This window comes from Acinetobacter sp. G18, from assembly GCF_052660225.1.
The window spans coordinates 1,325,976-1,344,673 of record NZ_CP109658.1 but is presented as its reverse complement, the minus strand read 5'-3'; the positions used below and the strand labels follow the sequence as shown (position 1 = coordinate 1,344,673).

Genomic DNA, 18,698 nt, shown 5'->3' with positions numbered 1-18,698 from the left:
CTTGCTGTTTTGAAAAATTAACTCTATAAAAACAGACCACTAAAACAATTTTAGTTTTGTGCCAGTTCTGCTTCTTTCTCTAATAATGCACGTTTACGCTCCACGCCCCAACGATAACCCGAAATAAAACCGTCATTTCGAATAACACGATGACATGGAATAGCAACAGCTAACATGTTTGCTGCACACGCCCCTGCAACGGCCCGAACGGCTTTAGGTGAACCTATTTTTTGGGCTATATCAGAATAACTGGCTGTCTGCCCCGCAGGAATTTCTTTCAAGGCTTGCCATACTCTTTGTTGAAATGCAGTCCCTTGAATATCTAGTGGTAAATCTAATCCGATTTGTGGCGCTTCAATAAACCCGACAATATGCGCAATCAGTTGCTCAAACTCATCATCACAGCCAATTAAATCGGCTTCAGGAAATTTATCTTGCAAATCATTTAAAAGCTTTTCAGGGTCATCGCCTAGCAAAATTGCACAAATGCCTTTCTGGCTTTGGGCAACTAAAATGTCTCCTAAAGAGCACGCTCCTATGGCGAAAAAAATACGTACGCCCTTACCACCAGATTTCCATTCTTTCGCTGTCATACCTAATAGCGAATTTGAATTTTCATAGAACTGACTATTTGAATTAAAACCTGCATTAAATATTGCATCAGTCACACTGATATTTTCATCTAAGTTTTCTCTTAGCTTTTTACTTTTATGGGCATCGGCATAGCCTTTAGGTGTTAAGCCAGTAATTTGCTTAAAAACTCGGTGAAAATGATATGCGCTCATTCCTACATGATCGGCCACATCTGATAAAGACAAGTTTTCTTCATGTAGTTCGATGTATCTACACGCTTTCTCGATTTTCTCTACAAGCTTTGGATCGTGTGCATTTGAGAGTCTGTTTTGTATTTTTTGGCTTGCTCGATAACCATTTTTCTCGGCTTGCGCGGTATTCTCAAAGAAAACTACATTTTCTTTTTTAGGCAGCCTTTTTGTACTCGATGGTAAGCAGTACATACCTGAGGTTTTCACGCCATAGACAAAATATGCATCAGCTTCTGCATTACGATCAACAATTGCTTGCCATCTATCTTCGTCTGTTATCCACTGATTTTTCATTTTGCTCACCTCAATTGCAATTTAATATTTAATGACTTATTTTCGCAACTTTGTTGATAAGCAAAACTCTTGGTATTGCTATTTTAATCTTTTCAACGCAAAAACATTCCAATGCAACTTTACTCCAAGCACACCCAATAAAATTAAAGCTGCACCTAAAATTTGAGTATGGGTCAGCACATGATCAAAAAAGAAATAATCAATTACTATCGTCGATATAGGATAGATAAAAGATAAGATCGCAATGTTATTTAAAGGTATTTTCTTAATTGCCGAGTACATTAAATAGTAAAGAAATGCTGTGTGTAAAACCCCTAACCCAAGTACAAACAGCGATTGTTGGCCTATCGGTGGATTTGCAAAAACCGAAATAAACGGAGTCATAACAATGGCTCCACTTAAGGTTTGTATAAGCACAATTAATAAAGGCGGCGTGTTAGTTAGTTTTTTAGTCATTAGAACCGATATTGAATACAGTGTAGTAGCTATAAGAACCAAGCCTAAACCTGCTAACTCACTGGAGTTGACCGAGGCACTACCTAAACCAATAATTACAATTAGCCCAGCAAAAGCAACTAGGGTCCATAGCACATCATTTTTATTTAACTTTTCATGAAAGACCAAAGCCCCTAAAAATAAAATCACAAACGGGTTTACGTGATAAACAATCGTGGCTAAAGAGATAGAGGTTTTAGGGAAAGCAGCAAACAGCAGAACCCAGTTAAAAATAATAAGTAAGCCCGAAGTCACCATTAAAAATAGTTCTTTTTTGCCAAAATATACTTTTTTAAAATGACCGTAAAACAAACAGATGGGTATTAAGCATAAGGCTGATATAAGGCAGCGGAAAAATACGATGTTAATTGGTGATTGACCTGATTTAATCACAAATAGACCAATACTCCCTGAAAGCAGCATGGCTACGACCATTTCAAGTGTGCCGACTTTTGTTTTTAACTTGTGTTCATCCACAGCTTTCTCCAATAGTTTTATATCGTTAATTATTCGGCTCATTTATGTTTATCTAATTGAGTAGATTTTTTTAAGGTAAATCTTTTTAGTTTCAGATATATAAAACTTAAATTATTCAGTTATTTAATATAAAAAAATAATATATCTTGCTCATTTAAACTTTAAGAAAAAATAACTATTTAAGAATTTATGTGGAAAATAGAGACATACCGAACGATGTGCCAAATGAAGCAAAAATCTCTAAAATTTGATAAATCTTATTAAATTAAACATTAGATTTTTATAGATTAGATCATAATCCATGATATGCGATTAAATACATACAGTTCTGTCTTCCTTTTGTCTAAATTTCAACCATATCGACTAGTCTAACAGTCCCTCTATCAACTAAAATACCAAGCTTAACTCTTCAACAAAATGCAATAAGCCCTTATGAATGCACAAATAAAATTAAAAAAACCATCAAAACGAGAAATTATTCTAAGAACAGCAACTCAGCTCTTTATTCAGGAAAGTTATATTGCTGTCGGTATAGACCGAATTATTGCTGAATCTGATATTGCCAAAGCGACCTTTTATAAACATTTTCCATCTAAAGAAGAACTGGTGGCCGCTTGCCTACAGGAACTAAAACTTGATATCCAGATTGCGGTAGAAGAGCAAATATCAGCACGATCAGTTCCTTTGGAAAAATTAGAACAACTCTATATGTGGTATATCAATTGGGTAAATCAAAATGGTGCCAGAGGATGTCCATTTCATAAAGCACGAATGGATGTAGGAAGCTTATATCCAACTATTCATGTCGTGCTGGATGAATATCGAAATTGGTTATTTGACACTACCAGTTCTATTTTTAAAGAATTAGAAATAAAGGATCCTATAACGCTCACTCATCTATTCCTCTCTCTCCTCGATGGCTTGATTAATGCGTCTGTTTGCGAAGAAAATCCAATTGAACCAGAGAAAACGTGGAACTATATCAATACATTAATTGAGCTAGAGACAACCTAACCGGAAATCCAACCCTACCCTGTATTTTCTAACGAATTGAATTTAAGTGAAAATTTAATCTCAGAAATATAAAATTTAATTTATTCAGCTATTTAATATGAAAATTAATTTTGACGTTAAATTTGTTTCTGGTTTAGTAGGTTCATTAAATATTCAAGTGATACCTATGGACCTCGATAGAAATGAAAATTGTATCGACTCTATAGTTGTTGATGAAATTGCTTTTTCACTCGTTGAAAATTTATTTAACCGAGATAAAGAAAAGTTTTTTCATTGGGGAAATACTTTTATAGACTCTGAAAATATCAAAGAAATTATAAAAGATTTGTATAAGCTTCATTCATTTATAAATCAGTTAGATAAATACGATAAGACGTTAAAGCTCATTTTCGAAAAAGAAACAAAATGGTTTGCAAATCACTTCAATTTTTTTAAACCACAAGCTCTCAACATGATCATAGAAATTACCAAATTTCTTGAGAGAGTCGAAAACAAATATGATGGCATTACCGTAATAGGTATTTAGCAACCCAAGCTCAATAGCTTGGGCAGCAATGAGTTGTTAGATTACCCTCATCAAATAGTAATCTAACAACTTAGTTTGTTCTTCAATTTTATCTGAAATTAAAAGCCTCAAAATTGCTCCGTCTATCATAAATACCAACAACTCAGCTTCTGTATATGAAGCCATTTTTTTAGTTTCTGCTATAAGGCAGAAAATCTCATTTTTTAACCAACGTCTATAACGCACAGCACTTTGGTAAGCATGAGGATAAAGTAATTTAGTTTCAAAAACCGCTTTAAACAGTAGGTAATAAGCGCTATTTAAGTCGGCATGTAAAAGATAAATTTGCCTGAGTTTATTAGTCAAAGTGGAATATTGGGTTGTTTCTAGTACCTCTCTTACTTTTTCCATGAGCGTTTCTTTTTGCAGTAACAGGCATATTTCAATAAGGCCTGCTTTTGAGTGAAAATAGTTGTAAAGCGTACCTTTTGCAATTTTGGTTTCTTTAGCAATCAGGTCTACGCCTACATTATGGAACCCATGTATCGTCATAAGTTGAATGGTAGTTTGAATTACATGTAGTTTTTTGGAAGATGTTTCTAAATTTCGCATAGTTGTACCGCTTAAAATAATTTTTTGTTGTATATAAAAGAGATATAAATACCTTCACTCTTAAAATGAGTGCTAAATACAGGTATAAGAAAGCCGCACAATAATGGTGTGCTCGCCTATCTCGGTTTTATTGTGGCTATGATTTTTGGTCGTAACGATTCTTAAGGTGTAGAAAACCTAGAGTCGATTAAACCGTTTTATAGACTTTTTAAGTGGTATGGGCAGAGAGAATTTGGCAAAGGCCAATAAAGAAGAATTAGTACGCATAGAGGACTCCTCATGTCTAAAGAAGTTCTACCGAATCACTGTCAAACGATTATGGTGGCAGAACGAGAGAAGGTTGACAGACTGGTTAGACGCCAGCACACCCGAAGGTGTCCCTCTCCCGTCCTACCGCTACGGGAGGAGACGAGGAGCTTACACACAAGACTATTCCTCAGAAGGAATAATTCTGATGTGGTCTAAATCAGCCTGTCAAAGCCGGCTGGCAATGTAGGCCAGCAGGCAAAGGATAGTGCTCTACCCTATTACAGTCAAGCATACAAAATGACATTTGTTTTAAAATAGATCATTAAAAAGTAAAGATAAATAATTAAAATTTATTGTTAAATTGGGGTTTATAAAGTAATGATCTGTACGGGAATCTAAAAACTACCAGCAAGGAGATACTCAGTCTAAAATTTAAACAATATAAAATAGATCATTTAAAGCCAGATTAGATAACGCCTTATTGTTATCTTTGAAAGTTAGTGTATTAACAAATATGATTTCTTTATTAATTACCGAATATAGATGGGATCTTCTTCAACAAAAAAGATCTCACCCGAAGAAGGTAAAATCCATTGATAAGTTCCTTCTATTTTCTTCATTTTTTCTTTAAAAATATCATATATCGCTATAAGGTTATGTTTTTCATCATATTCTCCTATATAACCACGATCCTTTTCTTCATGAAACTCTCTAAACATTTTATGGACTTTAACAGCTCTACGTTCCATAACCGTTCTCCTTTTTTATTATCAATAAAATTATTATGATCTCTTTTTATTTTAAATTCAAAAAAAGCTCTAAGATACATTACAGAAATACCACTTAAATATTTATTATAAATCTAATATTTATCAAACCTAAATTTTTTCATGTCATATGGTATATCTAGCCTCACACTCCACAGGCTTAAGTTTTCACTAATTATAACCGCATCAACTTCAAAAGCATCCCTTTTATTAAAACCTTTTATTTTCAAAAAATCAGAAAAACTATGAGCATTTATTTTATTAAGATATCCTACTCTTAAAGTATCAATATATACTGCTATTTTATTTGTTTCTTTTTCTAGACATATTACAGCATTTTTAAAAACAGTAACTCTATCGCCATCTTGCTCACCCACCAAAGTTATTAACTCTTCCTGATACAAAGTTACAACTATTTCATGCTCAAAAAAATTTTTATTTTCAGTAAATATTTTTCCAGCTATTTTTATAGTTTTCTCAGGCAACTCTAAATAAACTTTTGAAAAAAACTTAATTAAAAAATAAGCACCAATAACTAAAAAAACAATTACTATAATAAAAAACATTTCAAAATATTCCTCTTAATCTTAGAAATTGGCAAAAAGAATAGAAACTCTTTCTACCAATTAATATTTTAAGAAAAAATAAATTTTATAATAATATTATTTTTTCTGATTTTCATCATTTTGATTTAATTTTTCTAAATCATTCTGATCAGGACTTTTAGGAACAAACTCTTTACCATCTTGCTGCTGCTGTTGTTGCTGTTTTGATTTTTCTTGATCATTTTTAACTTGGTCATGTTGAGACATTAGAGTCTCTCCTATTTAATGATGTGCAGATGATTATCTAGCACTTACTGACAATATTCCCTTTATGCAAACTTAGATACTATACAAATGTATCTAAATGTCATCACCTTGTTTATTATTAAGATAATTAATAATTATATTTTTTCATTTTAATTTTCAACAATCTACAAAATTAATAAAATTTTAGATAAAAACTCTAAATTAAAATTCTCATGGCTATATATTTTATTTTCTTTCGGCAGAAATACTTTTTATAAAACTCGCCAACCACATAATATATTCATGTTTGCTATCTAAACTAGGCAGCAGACTTAAATCTATTTTGATAACACGTTCTTTCATTGGTCTATTTAAGCAGTTTTCGAAATCAATATTACTATACATTAACCTTAATTGATGGATAGCAGCTTCTTTTTTTATCTCTACTAGTAGCTTATTAAGATAATCGACTCTCCCCTTATTAGTCTGATTTTTAAAACTAATATTCCTATAAACACATTCAGCAACATCAAAATATTTTTTTACTTCAGTATCCATATTATTTCTCTTTTTAAATTTAATCTAACTAAGTATGCATTATTTATCTAAAAATGTATCTTTAAGTTGTTCAAATATATTTACAAGTAAGTAGTTAAAGACTTTTACACTTCAAAACTTTTAACCTTATAATTTATATCATTAAAGAAATTAAAAACCTACACATTTAAATACATTTTCAAAAGCAATTTATGTTCAGGGTTTCTAAAAATGAAAATATTAATTTATATGTTACATCCTGTATTTAACTAAATGGTTTTTTTACATATATATCAACACTCAAATCAATTTATAGAAATATTATGTCGATAACTAGCCTATTTTTAGAACATATCACTACATAGTGCTCTCACAACTACCGTAATGTAACTAAATTAAAGGTCTAGTATAAAGCTTCCTTACTACTATTATTAAAGAAGTCTAAAATGTCTGATTTTAAAGATTTTTCCAAAAAAGCAACTCAAGAGCAAAATAATTTCAACCCTAAATCAACTGAGGAAAAAATTGAGAAACCCGTTCAATCTCCTGAAGTTGAAAATCCTTCACCAGAAAATAACGAGAAGGAAAATAAACATTAAAATTAATTAAATACACTCTTTAATTAATATAAAAGCCCTATTTAATATAGGGCTTTTATATTAAACATTTAAAAATTCATTGATTCATTGATTCATTGATTCATTGATTCATTGATTCATTGATTCATTGATTCATTATCATTTTTCACAATTTCTTTTCACTCATCTAAAATCTATCAACTATTTTTTACAAAGATATAATATTATAATTTAATTGAATATTTTATTTCTTTTAAATCCATTTCAAAATAAATGATTATTTTTAGCAATATTTATTACTCATTTAATTTGGAAACTGAGTTAAATCCTTTAAATTAAACTCTGGCTCTATATGTGTTTGGATTAGTAAAATCAGCTCTTCATTGACTTGTCTAATCAGCAGAGCCTGTAATCGACTATCTTCAATTTCATCAAGCAACCGAATAATAATATTTCTAAGCCATTCACACTCTAATTCCTTCTCAGCATTTTTTTGAGTTAGATATTTTAAAAGTTTATCTCTTTCAATTAATTGATCACTCATACCCATACCTGCAACCTACTTTATTTTTTATATTACAATCCCAAAAAGACAAATTCATTAAATTTCATGTATAGATAAATTTAAAAAATATTTTTATATTAATCAATTTAGTTTCTATCATGCATGTTTAATTTTAATATTTTCAATATTTATCAAATATAATTCAATTTTCTTTTGAGCTTCAAAAAAGTCTATTTCTTTACTAATTCAAAATGAAAAAATTTGACCATTTAAATGAAAATACTCTTTAGTATATTCAGAGAAACTATCACAATAGTGATTCTCTACTTTAAAAAAGCTTTGATTATCATGTTTTTTCTGACCATTTAGTAGGCCACCAATACAAATATCCATTTTATACCAAAAATTATTTAAAATTGACTATAACACACATACGCTTATTGTTTTAAAAGAGTTGTTATTTTTGATAATTAAACGTTAACCAAAATATTTAAAAATTTGTTATATCTAGTTAAATTTAAAAGGAATAAAAATTTATAGCATATGATTTTTAATAAATTAACTATGAATAATATTAATTTTTTAAAATATTTCTTCTTAGATAGTGTAAATCTCTATATGCTGTAATGAACCACTTATAGAAAATTATTCCAATGGCCCAGCAGACCCTGCTACAAGAGCTAAACGCCCGAATTGAATATTACTCTACAAGAACAGACTATCCCTTACGTAGAATTTTGATTGGTTACCGGGCCTATGCAAAACTCATGCTATGCTCATCTTTCTCAGATGAAGTTATGAACTCCGCAATTGATCCAAACAAACGAAAATATAAAAAGTTAAAAATCAAAGTCACAAAAGATGATAACCAACTCGATCTTGAATAATGAAAGCAAAATCTATCAATAGAACTTTACCTCACCGACAGGACGAATTTTAAATTGTCTGTGCAACCACATTTATTGTGTTGGGGCGATTCGAATTTGATTTTCAATAATTTTATTGACGCGTTCAGCATCGTTTACTTCGCATTCACTTGGAAAGTTTTCAAGTTTAGGTGTGACTAGTCCATTGTATTGAGGATCTCGAATATCCCCAATAGAACAAATAATCAAAAATTAACTCAATCTTAGTAACTAGAATTAATTTAAATAGTATTTAAACTAATTGACTGCTTTTGAACGTTTTTTTAAATTCGGTGATATATCATTAATTTGATTACATGCTGTTACTGCATGCACTAATGGAGCTAGCTTGTTTAAAAGCTCAATCAAGCTCGGCATATTATATGCAACAAAATAATCGACATTTGCTCCTACTGGGCAATATTCAATTAAATATTTGGGCAGTCTTGAACCATTTTGTAATTCATATACTTCAATTGGATTTCCCAGTATTGAATCATCTATTTGATAAACTCCATATTTTCCAAAATATCCAAGTGCAATTATAGCTTTAGATATATCATGCTCATTAAATAAAGTGAGATAAGCGGCAAGAAAATTATGCTGTTGAATCCAACCCTTTTTAAAATGATATCCCCATATTTCGTTCATTACACACCTCACCAACTTAAAAAGTAATAGTGACCTATGCTGTAAAAATTAACATACCTCACTGTAATATTCAGTTGTGAGAAAGTAATATCAGATTCCCTTCTTGATCAGGTCATAGCACATTAACTGTGAGAAAATCCTAAGTTTTGTTATTAGAATAAATAAAACTTTAAAAAGTCTTTTCTCTTTCAATCATATGTAAAACAAAAAAGCCAATTCTTTCGAATTAGCTTAATTACAACAGACCAGCTTTACTTGAAAATTGCTTTTTGATTTTGTTGTTCGCAACAATCTTCATCTTTTCTTTTTATAAGCTTAAATTAGCTGTTCATTATGACAAGATGATTAAAAAAAAATCGCCCGAAGGCGATTAATGAAAAATTGTACCTATTAAAACAATTTTACTTTCCCATCTTTTTTGTAAAAGCTTGAGAGTTAAAGTATTCGGTTATTTCTTCACCCTGATTTTCAGTTTTTTCATCTGGCAAAGCCACTGAATCAAACTCTAGTCTTAAACTAATAAACTCAGGAATAAACTTCTTAATTGGAGGTGGAGTTTTAGGTCCGCCTTCAGTAATTTTTTCAATAAATCCCGACAACCATAAAATATACTCATTTTCATGATTGAAATGCGGAATTAGGCTTACATCTATTTTTACATTACACTCGTTAAGTGGTTTGCTAAATAGTTCATTAAAATCAATATAGTTGTACTTAAGTTTAAATACTGTTCCAACGATTTCTTTGCGGATAAATGTCATTAGATGATTAAGATTTTCAATGGTATCTTCTGTGAAGAGATCATTGTCTTTAACTTTCCTATACACACTTTCTGCAATCATCAGATATTGAGGCATTAAAGTATCCTTATTTACTAAGTGGTATTTGGAGCGCTTTTTAGGTAAGTATGATTTATGTTATGTAACAACTTGTAAATATATGAAACACCATGTAAGTATTGTTTATTTTAAGTTAATATATATTTCCAATAATTTTCTATTTCTTGCACCATCTTTATTTAAATTATTTTTTGTTAATAAAATCAATTAGATAAATTTTATTTTTTTAATTTAATCATTTAAATGTAAATCTAAATGATTCAAAAAAAAATCTAACTTTTTATAGTTTTTTGGTCTTAGTAAAGCAAAACTAAGACTCAAACATTCTATCTAAAAATGAAAAAATTCATATATTTAATTAAAAGTGAAAACCATATCACACTTCAAGCAAATTAATATTTTGAGTACATATTCCACTAAGCCTGTAAGTCTATTATGCTTGAATTAACGAATTGTTAAATATGTATGATGGAACAGCAAACTTTATTACAAGAACTGAATTCTCTCATTGAATACTATTCAAAAAGAACCGATTGCCCACCTACGCGAATACGCATCGGCTATAGAGCATATGCAAAACTCATGCAGTGCCCACCCTTTGCGGATGAAGTAATGAACTCGGCACTAGATCCAAATAAACGTAAATATAAAAAGATAAAGATTAAAATTACCAAAGATGATGATCAATTAGAGCTTGAGTAGTTATATCTTGCAAATATCTCAAATTAGTTTGTACCTACCTTAAAAATTTCGTTTTAAGATTTCTATTTCTTCGGCTGTAATATGAGTTAGTAGTATTGATGATAGCTCTTTATTAGAGTTCAAACCAAAATACAATTCTTCATTTTTAAAGTAAGATATTGATTTTTCATAATTTAAAAAATTTAATACTAAGTAATCTAAGCCTATAACTAATTGTAGTTCACAATTAAAATCATCTTTAAATATGCTTGAATAATCCTCAGACATTATATTCCAATCTGAGACATCAAATTTAGGTAAAAAATTTTCCACAGGAAATGTAAATTCAAAATTATTGCTATTTTTCAATATATTACTATTGTTTATTGATACAAGAGTAATATTAATTACTTCGCCAGTGTTACTTAAACCTAGTTCAAATAAACAAGTTTTTCCATTTCCACATCGCCAGTATAGATCAGCTAATCTACTGTCAGTGAATTCAATAGAAAAAGGAATGTATGAATCGATGCTAGTCAAAATATGCTTAGGCAGTTGCTTATCAGACATAACTAACATACATCATCCCTATCGTTCTAAAGTTAAATCCTAAAATAATTATTTGATTGTAGACTAATTTTCAAGAAAAAAAGCCCATGAACTGAGCTTTTATCTTTTATACAAAACAGCTTTTAAAACTCGACTTGTACTGTAACCGTATCTTGATACGTTCCCGCTGGTGTGGTGTCTGCATTTTCATCTATAATTTTTGTGGTAAACACATAGCTCTGCTGCGTCACACCGTTATGTACACCGGGATTAAGAGTCGCATTTAAACTCGACCAACGCTCGTTACCACTTCCCCATCGGTCATTCGATGAGTTTTTGAAAATATCGTATTTTAAATACGTATTTCCCGTTTGTGACTTCATAGCACGCTGATTACCGTTTTGCGGGGAAAGCCCATTATTTAAACTCACATAATATGGTGTATTTACAGAGCAACGTATTCCCATAGATGACTGCACAGGCTCAAGCTTAGAAGCAAAAGCTGCCGTTCCAAAGTTTACGTCTTGCGTTAAAATTCGGCAGTCTGGAAGCACGGTAATGGAGAGTGAACCAAGCGAGTCGGCTCCACTTCCCCAGTTAAAGCCAATTCCTAATGCACCACGTCTAAACCCAGGGCTTTCAAAGAAGACTCCGATTCCAATAATTGCAACTGCCGGTACAGAATAGAACCATTTTACTTTCAATGGTGAGTCAGCCTGATACACACCCGGAGACACACTTTGCCCAGCCGGAAGCCGTATGTAGAAGGGCAAATTGCCATCTGGCCCACTAAAAAGATTGACCAGCGTAAAGCTACTCATGTCTTTTTCTTGGCCTAAGCTAATGATTTCATTATTACTATCTAAAATAACAGCATTGAGTTTTTCTCCAGTTTGAGCATTGGTAAATGAATTCGACATTTGCTCAACCCGATATTTTAAATAAGTCATGTTCGCCAAAGCCAAGCTAAAACCCGTACATGACAAACCTGAATTAAACTGTGAAGAGTTTTCACCGTTTTCTGTTAAATAGATTGACGGAACCGAAATAGAGGATGAACCCGAAGCACTCACGCTACAAGCAGCATGAGTCAAATTTCCAGCCAGCATCAGTCCAGAAAACATGCCTAAATGGCGAAGTAATTTTTTTGTTTTTATATTCATGGTAAAGATACCTCATGACACGTAACAGGCTTAACCACCACAATCTGTTGCTTGGCTTGTTCTACATCTACAGAAAAGTCTGCTTTACAAATGCTTTGATCCGAACGTTGAACCGTCACGGTGTTGTTCGGTTTTAAATTTTCTAAATAGACAATGCCATCCATTCCCACATAAGAAGACTCTTGGTCAGCTCTATGTACCACAGAACCAACAGGCATAGGTTTGCCATCTGCTTGAGTTAAATAAACGTTGGCAGCAATAGACTGATGAACTGGGAACTTAATCACAACACCCGAGCCGCGTTTAGCAGCAATGCGTTGTTCAACTTGTGTGATGGTGAAGTTTGAAGGTAAGTCGATTGGGTCGACGCTGTATTTACCCGAATAATAAGGCGTCACCGATGGCACAAAAATATGGCCTTTTTTATTACTACGACCAATTAAACTGTTTTCGTATCTGACCAACACATCTGGTACTTGGTTGGTATCAATCAAGGCAAATGAATCACCTAAACGGTTTGAAGCGAATACTTCACCCGCCATATAAATAAGTGAACCTGATAGACCAAACCAGTAGTTATAGTCATGGTTCCCAGACATACCAAAGTCGGTATTAATATAACCGTTACGGTAATTGACGCGTGCCTGATTTAAATCTTCACTATTTTCATTATAGCGTCGGGTTAAATCGACACCGAAACCACCTTCAGACGGTACAGAACGGTTGAAATTAACATAGCCCGTATCGCCCTGTTTATTAAATACATAACCCGAGTTTACAGTCGCGTTTCGTTGGAACAGTGGTATCGAAAGCTGAAATGCAGCACTCCACTCTTTTTCGATAAAATCACGGTTGGCACTTAGTGAAACGGTTACGCCATTCATATAAGTCGGTAAAACAGGTGCCCATGACAAGTTTAAAAAGCGGTTTTTAAAGTCATTTGCTTTGGTGTTGATATAACCCACACCGAAGGTGCCTGAGTTTTTGGTGGCAAAGTACGTATTGGCCGTTAAGCTTTTATTACTATTGACCGAAATTAAATTGCTATATTGCAGCCGTGAAAGATCGGTATATTCATCATCACGCTGGTTATGGTTAATGCTAAAACCAAAGCGATTACGGTTATAGCTGTACCCGACTGTATATTGCTTACCCTCTAAGTCTTTGGCTCGATCTTCAGACATAGACTTATCGGCTTTACTTTGGCTAAAAGAAGCACTCAGCACACCTAGGTTTGCAAGCTTGAGTACAGACCCAGCACCAAATAACTGTAGGTCTGAAGAAAGCTCAGTACGCCCTTCTAAGGTAAACCAGTCATTTACGCCATAACGGGCATCGGCTGCACTTGCAAACTTTCCATAGGAAAAATTCTTCAGTCCGTAGTCTTCACGAATTTTCCCTAAAGACAATGAGTAGTCAAATAAGCCGGGTTTTAACAATGTATTGGAAATATAAAAAGGAACGGCTGTTGCGACCTGTCGCCCGACTGCATCGGTTGTGACGACAACGGCTTCACCTTTACCATTAATAAAGGGAACGTTGTTTAATATGAATGGGCCAGACTGTACTTCAGTTGAGCTGGTCTTTTGTCCATTAATAATTAAATCGACTGTGCTTGGTAAAGCAGCTTGTCCAATAAACTGCGGTAAAGGATAGGTAATTAAATCTGGTCGAGTTGAATAGTTTCTTTGTACCTGAAAACCGCCCAGACGAACTGAACTTCCCCAAGTCGTTTTACTACCCGTAATAATGTCACCTAACACAAAAGACGTGGCGTTATTCTGGTTATCAAATTGCCAAGACGTGTCATAACGACGGTAACCGTCATTGTCTAGAGACTCGGCATTACCTTCATTTTCATATTGGTTTTTGACATACACACCAGAGTTTTTAATCACTCCTAACGGAGAGAAAAAGCGCTGTTCTGTAAATAAACTGCTAGTTGAGCCCCCCTGATGCGGCCTATAAGTATAAAAATCATAGTTATTGAGCAGCCCTATACCCGACTGAGCAACGACAGGTTTATACCATGAGTCTTTACCCAAAACTTGAGTCGGCATCCAAGCAGGTGGAAAGTTAAGCTTAAAATATTGGTTTGATGATTGATATTCATAGCTTACATCTTTCAACTTATCTAAAGATATCCAGTCACTCGCATCACCACTAAACCCCAAAGTTAAAACATCTTGATTAGTTAAAGTAGTCTCGTTGTTACTTAATAGCTCTTGAGGAATTTGAATTTCCAAATCATTTATTAGCTTGTTTTTTTGTATAAAGTATTCATCATTTTTAACAATAACGGGCACAACTTGCTGAACTGGATATTGGTTTACCACCAAATCTAGATACAGCTTAAACAGTTGATTAATTTCGTTAATATCTTTTGGTGGTGGAGGTAAATCGCCAGCCAAAGCAATATTTGGAATATTTAAGCATCCACCCGACAACAAAATTAGTAAAATACTTTTGCATAAATTATTATGCCGAAGGATCATGTTGGATCCTCCATTTTAGTGATTTCGATCAACTCTTGTTTTATGCCTGAGCTATCAACACCATAAATTTTAGATGTTTTTAATAACTCATTTGCAGTCGACTTATCGATAGCAAACTTTACGGTACTATTCGATAAAACATAGCCAAAAGCAGCTTTCCCTAAAGAAATATCATTGCCAGTTTTTGAAGTTTTAAGCGCCGAAAGACGTGCAAATTTTTGGCCATTGTTTTTCAGATATAGCTCAGACTGGCCTTGGTCATTATTGCGGACTGACCACTGTAAAACGGGTTTGGCCAAAGGATTTTTTGCATTGGCTTTTTGGCTTTCTTCAGTTAAACCACTACCAATACCCTTTCCATAAGCAAATAATGGAATTGAGTAACGCATTTGGAAACTCACTTTAGAAGCGTCTTGCTCGTTTCCATCAGAAAGACGAATCGGCAATTCATCTACAATCAAACGATATGACTGTTCTTTGCCATCTGGCAAATTAGTGCTTTTAGTTAAACGAAGCATATGCTTCTCGCCTGCTTTAATTTTAGCTACAGGCGGGCTGGGTATAATGTCTGATTGCTCACTATAATTATCTTTTAAGCCATCTTGATTCCATTTGAATACCCGAATTTGCACCATCGCATCGGTCTTGCCTGTGTTTTGAAGCCAAACTGCGGTCGCTTTTTCATTGGCTTCTATTTTTGGATAAATGGGCCAAATTAAAAAAGTCGCTTGCGCCATCACAGGTGTCACAAGTGATAATGTACTTGCAAATAAAAAAGATTTTAAAATGCTATTTTTAATAAATGCAGAGTTGTTCATACAAATCACCATGTAATCATTATTGAAACAGTATCTTTATAAATTCCGGCGGTATGTGATTCATTATTATTTCCCAAATCAACCACACCATATATTTCAAAATTTACAAGACGGTTTGTTGGAGTAGTTGTAGGTAATAAATATTTATTACCCACAATATATTCAGTTGTTAAATTACTTGAGTTATATAACTTATAAGATAAATAATTAGATGATGAGTTTTTCATACGTCTAATATTATTATTAAGATTTTCACCACCATCAATAGAAATACTCACAGGTAAATTTTCAGTACAACGTATATTCCATGAGTCTTTACTATTTATAATATTTGAAACTACTTTATCTTTTGATAAAGCTGAGTATTGACCAAAATTAATACTTTGCTCAATATTATCTATTGAACATCCATTTTCAATTTTAGCTTGAACTTTGAAGCTTGAACTTAATTGAGGATCTGCTGCGTAGATACACTGACTAACTGACAGCAATAATATTGCTTTCAAACAAAAGTATTTCATTTTCTTAAAACTCAATCGTAATCGGCACTATATCTGTATATTCACCCTTAGATATACGACTACCATCATGGGTGGCTTGGCCATAAATATCGATATTTTTCTTAGTATTCAAATCATTAAGAATAAAAACATCGTTTGCTCTAACAACTTGTTTGTTTAAACCATAGAGCAAGTTATAAGCAATAAAATCTCTACCATTACTTAGAGCATGATAATAATTTTGTGAAAAATTAGTGGGAACTTGACTGTCATTATTTCCAGCTCCAAAAGTTATTTTTAAAGTTGAAATACCAGAGCATTCAATCTGTAGACCTGAGTTTCCATTATTAATTAAGCTTGATTCTAATATTCCATTAAAACCTGTCGTAGCATCTCCAAAATCAATAGTTCCTAAATCTAAGTTTGTAGAATTATTTTCAACAATTTTATTATTAATAGAACAAGAAGGTAAAAGTTCAATTTGCGTTGTTAGTTTTGCTCCAATTTGTCCAGCATTTACTGAAGTAAATAATGAGTATAAAATTATAAATACTGAACTACGATTAAATATCATTTCCCCTCCATCTTAAACAGGTTTACTTATATTGAAGTAAACCTGCCACTCAATTAATTATTTCTTTTTTATTTTTAGAAATTTACTGTGACTAATAGAGTATCTTTATAATCACCTTGCGCCTTTGCTGTGCCAGTATTTGGAGCAATTGCACCGAAAATTGGAACGGCTGTTGCTTGACCGCTCACAGTGCTAAATTGTTGTGGTTGATTCACAACATAAAGGTTAGTACGTGCAGCATCACGGTAAACGTTATATGCAACTACATCAGCAGAAGCTGTATTTTTCAAAGTACGATCAGTACGCTCACCACCATCAATTGCAACTGTAAAATCAACAGGATCTGTGCCATCACAAGTCACAGAAATGTTGCCACCTGTTGCTGCTGAAGCAACCTCAGCTGTTAATACGTTGTTCCAAGTGCCAGAAGTTTTACCAAAATCTAAAGTACCAAACTTGTTCATATTCCCTTCAGTTTGACTACCACCTACAGTACAGCCTGTTGAGATATTTAATTTAACATCAACTTGTCCAGTAACAGCCGCTTGAGTATTTACTGCATAACCAGCAACTATTAATGCTGCCAGAAGTGATTTCTGAATGTTTTTCATATTCATAACCTACATATATAATGATTAGTTTTGTAGAACAAAATGAATCAAACTCGATAAATAAAATGCGAACAATTTGTTTTATATATAAAACAAACTACTCTTTACTGTTGTGTGATTCTTTTCACAATTTAATAACAATTATTTAACTTGTATACACATATTACAAAAAGACTATGTTGATTTATTTAAACCACATTTTTTATTGTCTGTAAAAATAGCCAATTAAATACCCACCCCTACTTTATAAAATCAAGGAAAATATATAAAAAATTAATATCAAAAATCATATAAAAATTAGTCAATATGCATTCAAATACAATTATTTATAATTCATCTAAATTCCACATTTAGCCCCAACCATTTAAATAGGTCAGTTGACCTATTTAAACCAGAACTAAACAAAATAAAATAAGTCACCTGACCTATTTTTTTGGTTTTAATTAAGTCAATTGACCTATATTAAAAAAACAATAGGTCATATGACCTAATTTTAGTTTAATAGAATTTAAATATTTTATTTATATTTTTCTAATTTCATGGTTTAGAATGCCTTTTTTTAAATAGTACTTACAGGCTGGATAATGATCAAAATTGATACCTTTGATACTATACAAATTAAGAAGTCCTTTACCACACTAAAAGGACAAGAAAGAATAAAGCAAATCTTAAAAAATGCTGAAATAGTTTTTCTAACCAAAGGTTATTCTGGCTTTAGTATGAGAGGAGTTGCTACACAATCAAATATTAGTTTAAGTACCTTGCAACATTATTTTCCCAATAAAGATATTTTATTACAGGCTTTACTTAATAAACTCACTTGTGACTACATACAAAGAATTGAAATTTTAATCAACTTAAATGCGAATGAACCACCTTTACATCGGTTTATGAATATTATTACCAATATAATATATGAAATAGAACAACCGATTATTACCAATACATTTAAGGAGTTTTTTTCAATTTCAGATCATTTACCTTATGTATATGAATCATTGTCAACTATACAAAAGTATAATCTTGAACTTATATATAAGATTATTTTACCTATTCATAATGAAATATCATCAGAAGAATATAAAGAAAGAGCCATTATTATAATTACACAGCTCAATGGATATTTAGTTCAGCATTCGAACAAGAATACAGATGAATGTTATAAAGAATTTCTAAGAAATATAGTTTTAAAAAATATATCAAGATTAGTGAGTGAACCATAAAATTAAAAACATAGGAGTCATTTCTCCTATGTTTTTAATAT

The 18,698-nt window shown here is 32.2% G+C and carries 23 protein-coding genes and 1 pseudogene; 6 read left to right on the top strand and 18 right to left on the bottom strand.

The annotated features are described in order from the left end of the window. Nucleotides 1-50: 50 nt before the first annotated feature. Nucleotides 51-1,118: a bifunctional DNA-binding transcriptional regulator/O6-methylguanine-DNA methyltransferase Ada gene (gene ada, locus NE363_RS06370; RefSeq protein WP_445536051.1), complete on the bottom strand. Its 1,068-nt coding sequence runs from the start codon at nucleotides 1,116-1,118 to the stop codon at nucleotides 51-53. 78 nt (nucleotides 1,119-1,196) lie between these two features. Further along, nucleotides 1,197-2,090, bottom strand: coding sequence for a DMT family transporter (locus NE363_RS06365; RefSeq protein WP_445536050.1), 894 nt, complete (start codon nucleotides 2,088-2,090; stop codon nucleotides 1,197-1,199). A gap of 432 nt (nucleotides 2,091-2,522) precedes the next feature. On the opposite strand from NE363_RS06365, the gene NE363_RS06360 reads away from it, so the two are divergent. Both NE363_RS06360 and NE363_RS06355 read left to right on the top strand, forming a co-directional pair. Next, nucleotides 2,523-3,104, top strand: coding sequence for a TetR/AcrR family transcriptional regulator (locus NE363_RS06360; protein ID WP_004700706.1), 582 nt, complete (start codon nucleotides 2,523-2,525; stop codon nucleotides 3,102-3,104). Nucleotides 3,105-3,201: 97 nt separating this feature from the next. Beyond that, on the top strand, nucleotides 3,202-3,630 hold the full coding sequence (locus NE363_RS06355) for a hypothetical protein (protein ID WP_077169368.1): 429 nt from the start codon (nucleotides 3,202-3,204) through the stop codon (nucleotides 3,628-3,630). Nucleotides 3,631-3,666: 36 nt separating this feature from the next. On the opposite strand, the gene NE363_RS06350 is transcribed toward NE363_RS06355, so the two are convergent. The 5 genes from NE363_RS06350 to NE363_RS06330 all read right to left on the bottom strand — a co-directional run bounded on the left by NE363_RS06350 (nucleotide 3,667) and on the right by NE363_RS06330 (nucleotide 6,586). Further along, nucleotides 3,667-4,221, bottom strand: a complete 555-nt coding sequence (locus NE363_RS06350; protein ID WP_019458401.1) for a TetR/AcrR family transcriptional regulator — start codon at nucleotides 4,219-4,221, stop codon at nucleotides 3,667-3,669. Nucleotides 4,222-5,000: 779 nt separating this feature from the next. Continuing rightward, nucleotides 5,001-5,189: a hypothetical protein gene (locus tag NE363_RS06345; RefSeq protein ID WP_200002496.1), complete on the bottom strand. Its 189-nt coding sequence runs from the start codon at nucleotides 5,187-5,189 to the stop codon at nucleotides 5,001-5,003. A 143-nt stretch (nucleotides 5,190-5,332) separates the two neighbouring features. Beyond that, a complete protein-coding gene (locus tag NE363_RS06340; protein ID WP_068936264.1) occupies nucleotides 5,333-5,803 on the bottom strand; it encodes a hypothetical protein in 471 nt (156 codons plus the stop codon). 96 nt (nucleotides 5,804-5,899) lie between these two features. Further along, a complete protein-coding gene (locus tag NE363_RS06335; RefSeq protein WP_200002508.1) occupies nucleotides 5,900-6,049 on the bottom strand; it encodes a hypothetical protein in 150 nt (49 codons plus the stop codon). A gap of 225 nt (nucleotides 6,050-6,274) precedes the next feature. After that, nucleotides 6,275-6,586: a hypothetical protein gene (locus NE363_RS06330; protein ID WP_022575440.1), complete on the bottom strand. Its 312-nt coding sequence runs from the start codon at nucleotides 6,584-6,586 to the stop codon at nucleotides 6,275-6,277. A gap of 425 nt (nucleotides 6,587-7,011) precedes the next feature. Between NE363_RS06330 and NE363_RS06325 the strand changes: the two genes are divergently transcribed. Then, nucleotides 7,012-7,164, top strand: coding sequence for a hypothetical protein (locus NE363_RS06325; protein ID WP_171493767.1), 153 nt, complete (start codon nucleotides 7,012-7,014; stop codon nucleotides 7,162-7,164). A 283-nt stretch (nucleotides 7,165-7,447) separates the two neighbouring features. Here NE363_RS06325 and NE363_RS06320 read toward each other — a convergent pair whose 3' ends face one another. Beyond that, complete coding sequence (locus tag NE363_RS06320) at nucleotides 7,448-7,687, bottom strand: hypothetical protein (RefSeq protein WP_025469103.1); 240 nt, start codon at nucleotides 7,685-7,687, stop codon at nucleotides 7,448-7,450. A gap of 614 nt (nucleotides 7,688-8,301) precedes the next feature. On the opposite strand from NE363_RS06320, the gene NE363_RS06315 reads away from it, so the two are divergent. After that, nucleotides 8,302-8,535 (top strand): hypothetical protein, encoded by a 234-nt coding sequence (locus NE363_RS06315; protein ID WP_191001384.1) that lies wholly within the window; start codon nucleotides 8,302-8,304, stop codon nucleotides 8,533-8,535. Between the two features lie 72 nt (nucleotides 8,536-8,607). Here NE363_RS06315 and NE363_RS06310 read toward each other — a convergent pair. The 3 genes and pseudogenes from NE363_RS06310 to NE363_RS06300 all read right to left on the bottom strand — a co-directional run. After that, nucleotides 8,608-8,745 (bottom strand): annotated as a pseudogene (locus tag NE363_RS06310) (lauroyl acyltransferase); the annotation flags it as partial. A 66-nt stretch (nucleotides 8,746-8,811) separates the two neighbouring features. Further along, entirely contained in the window at nucleotides 8,812-9,204 is a 393-nt protein-coding gene (locus NE363_RS06305; RefSeq protein WP_049064551.1) for a hypothetical protein, read from the bottom strand. Nucleotides 9,205-9,605: 401 nt separating this feature from the next. Further along, nucleotides 9,606-10,061: a hypothetical protein gene (locus NE363_RS06300; RefSeq protein ID WP_049064545.1), complete on the bottom strand. Its 456-nt coding sequence runs from the start codon at nucleotides 10,059-10,061 to the stop codon at nucleotides 9,606-9,608. Between the two features lie 450 nt (nucleotides 10,062-10,511). Between NE363_RS06300 and NE363_RS06295 the strand changes: the two genes are divergently transcribed. Next, nucleotides 10,512-10,745, top strand: coding sequence for a hypothetical protein (locus NE363_RS06295; RefSeq protein WP_025469101.1), 234 nt, complete (start codon nucleotides 10,512-10,514; stop codon nucleotides 10,743-10,745). A 39-nt stretch (nucleotides 10,746-10,784) separates the two neighbouring features. Here NE363_RS06295 and NE363_RS06290 read toward each other — a convergent pair whose 3' ends face one another. From NE363_RS06290 to csuAB, 7 genes are all read right to left on the bottom strand, one after another. Next, nucleotides 10,785-11,294: an acetyltransferase gene (locus NE363_RS06290; protein ID WP_445536049.1), complete on the bottom strand. Its 510-nt coding sequence runs from the start codon at nucleotides 11,292-11,294 to the stop codon at nucleotides 10,785-10,787. Between the two features lie 122 nt (nucleotides 11,295-11,416). Then, a complete protein-coding gene (gene csuE, locus NE363_RS06285; RefSeq protein ID WP_004700670.1) occupies nucleotides 11,417-12,436 on the bottom strand; it encodes a Csu fimbrial tip adhesin CsuE in 1,020 nt (339 codons plus the stop codon). After that, nucleotides 12,433-14,931, bottom strand: coding sequence for a Csu fimbrial usher CsuD (csuD, locus tag NE363_RS06280; RefSeq protein ID WP_445536048.1), 2,499 nt, complete (start codon nucleotides 14,929-14,931; stop codon nucleotides 12,433-12,435). The genes csuE and csuD overlap by 4 nt, the downstream gene beginning before the upstream one ends. Further along, nucleotides 14,928-15,761 (bottom strand): Csu fimbrial biogenesis chaperone CsuC, encoded by an 834-nt coding sequence (csuC, locus tag NE363_RS06275; RefSeq protein WP_152682051.1) that lies wholly within the window; start codon nucleotides 15,759-15,761, stop codon nucleotides 14,928-14,930. The genes csuD and csuC overlap by 4 nt, the downstream gene beginning before the upstream one ends. Beyond that, on the bottom strand, nucleotides 15,755-16,270 hold the full coding sequence (locus NE363_RS06270) for a Csu type fimbrial protein (RefSeq protein WP_019458410.1): 516 nt from the start codon (nucleotides 16,268-16,270) through the stop codon (nucleotides 15,755-15,757). The genes csuC and NE363_RS06270 overlap by 7 nt, the downstream gene beginning before the upstream one ends. A 4-nt stretch (nucleotides 16,271-16,274) precedes the next feature. Continuing rightward, nucleotides 16,275-16,823, bottom strand: coding sequence for a spore coat protein U domain-containing protein (locus NE363_RS06265; protein WP_004700663.1), 549 nt, complete (start codon nucleotides 16,821-16,823; stop codon nucleotides 16,275-16,277). A gap of 74 nt (nucleotides 16,824-16,897) precedes the next feature. Continuing rightward, nucleotides 16,898-17,434 (bottom strand): Csu fimbrial major subunit CsuAB, encoded by a 537-nt coding sequence (gene csuAB, locus NE363_RS06260; protein WP_004700661.1) that lies wholly within the window; start codon nucleotides 17,432-17,434, stop codon nucleotides 16,898-16,900. A 584-nt stretch (nucleotides 17,435-18,018) separates the two neighbouring features. Here csuAB and NE363_RS06255 point away from each other — a divergent pair. Continuing rightward, nucleotides 18,019-18,657, top strand: a complete 639-nt coding sequence (locus NE363_RS06255; RefSeq protein WP_004700660.1) for a TetR/AcrR family transcriptional regulator — start codon at nucleotides 18,019-18,021, stop codon at nucleotides 18,655-18,657. Nucleotides 18,658-18,698 lie beyond the last annotated feature (41 nt).

Bases quoted from the DNA above. Each gene is read 5' to 3' on its own strand.
- ada (WP_445536051.1), bottom strand. From the start codon at position 1,118: ATGAAAAATCAGTGGATAACAGACGAAGATAGATGGCAAGCAATTGTT.
- NE363_RS06360 (WP_004700706.1), top strand. From the start codon at position 2,523: ATGAATGCACAAATAAAATTAAAAAAACCATCAAAACGAGAAATTATT.
- NE363_RS06355 (WP_077169368.1), top strand. From the start codon at position 3,202: ATGAAAATTAATTTTGACGTTAAATTTGTTTCTGGTTTAGTAGGTTCA.
- NE363_RS06350 (WP_019458401.1), bottom strand. From the start codon at position 4,221: ATGCGAAATTTAGAAACATCTTCCAAAAAACTACATGTAATTCAAACT.
- NE363_RS06345 (WP_200002496.1), bottom strand. From the start codon at position 5,189: ATGTTTAGAGAGTTTCATGAAGAAAAGGATCGTGGTTATATAGGAGAA.
- NE363_RS06340 (WP_068936264.1), bottom strand. From the start codon at position 5,803: ATGTTTTTTATTATAGTAATTGTTTTTTTAGTTATTGGTGCTTATTTT.
- NE363_RS06335 (WP_200002508.1), bottom strand. From the start codon at position 6,049: ATGTCTCAACATGACCAAGTTAAAAATGATCAAGAAAAATCAAAACAG.
- NE363_RS06330 (WP_022575440.1), bottom strand. From the start codon at position 6,586: ATGGATACTGAAGTAAAAAAATATTTTGATGTTGCTGAATGTGTTTAT.
- NE363_RS06325 (WP_171493767.1), top strand. From the start codon at position 7,012: ATGTCTGATTTTAAAGATTTTTCCAAAAAAGCAACTCAAGAGCAAAAT.
- NE363_RS06320 (WP_025469103.1), bottom strand. From the start codon at position 7,687: ATGAGTGATCAATTAATTGAAAGAGATAAACTTTTAAAATATCTAACT.
- NE363_RS06315 (WP_191001384.1), top strand. From the start codon at position 8,302: ATGGCCCAGCAGACCCTGCTACAAGAGCTAAACGCCCGAATTGAATAT.
- NE363_RS06305 (WP_049064551.1), bottom strand. From the start codon at position 9,204: ATGAACGAAATATGGGGATATCATTTTAAAAAGGGTTGGATTCAACAG.
- NE363_RS06300 (WP_049064545.1), bottom strand. From the start codon at position 10,061: ATGCCTCAATATCTGATGATTGCAGAAAGTGTGTATAGGAAAGTTAAA.
- NE363_RS06295 (WP_025469101.1), top strand. From the start codon at position 10,512: ATGGAACAGCAAACTTTATTACAAGAACTGAATTCTCTCATTGAATAC.
- NE363_RS06290 (WP_445536049.1), bottom strand. From the start codon at position 11,294: ATGTCTGATAAGCAACTGCCTAAGCATATTTTGACTAGCATCGATTCA.
- csuE (WP_004700670.1), bottom strand. From the start codon at position 12,436: ATGAATATAAAAACAAAAAAATTACTTCGCCATTTAGGCATGTTTTCT.
- csuD (WP_445536048.1), bottom strand. From the start codon at position 14,931: ATGATCCTTCGGCATAATAATTTATGCAAAAGTATTTTACTAATTTTG.
- csuC (WP_152682051.1), bottom strand. From the start codon at position 15,761: ATGGTGATTTGTATGAACAACTCTGCATTTATTAAAAATAGCATTTTA.
- NE363_RS06270 (WP_019458410.1), bottom strand. From the start codon at position 16,270: ATGAAATACTTTTGTTTGAAAGCAATATTATTGCTGTCAGTTAGTCAG.
- NE363_RS06265 (WP_004700663.1), bottom strand. From the start codon at position 16,823: ATGATATTTAATCGTAGTTCAGTATTTATAATTTTATACTCATTATTT.
- csuAB (WP_004700661.1), bottom strand. From the start codon at position 17,434: ATGAAAAACATTCAGAAATCACTTCTGGCAGCATTAATAGTTGCTGGT.
- NE363_RS06255 (WP_004700660.1), top strand. From the start codon at position 18,019: ATGATCAAAATTGATACCTTTGATACTATACAAATTAAGAAGTCCTTT.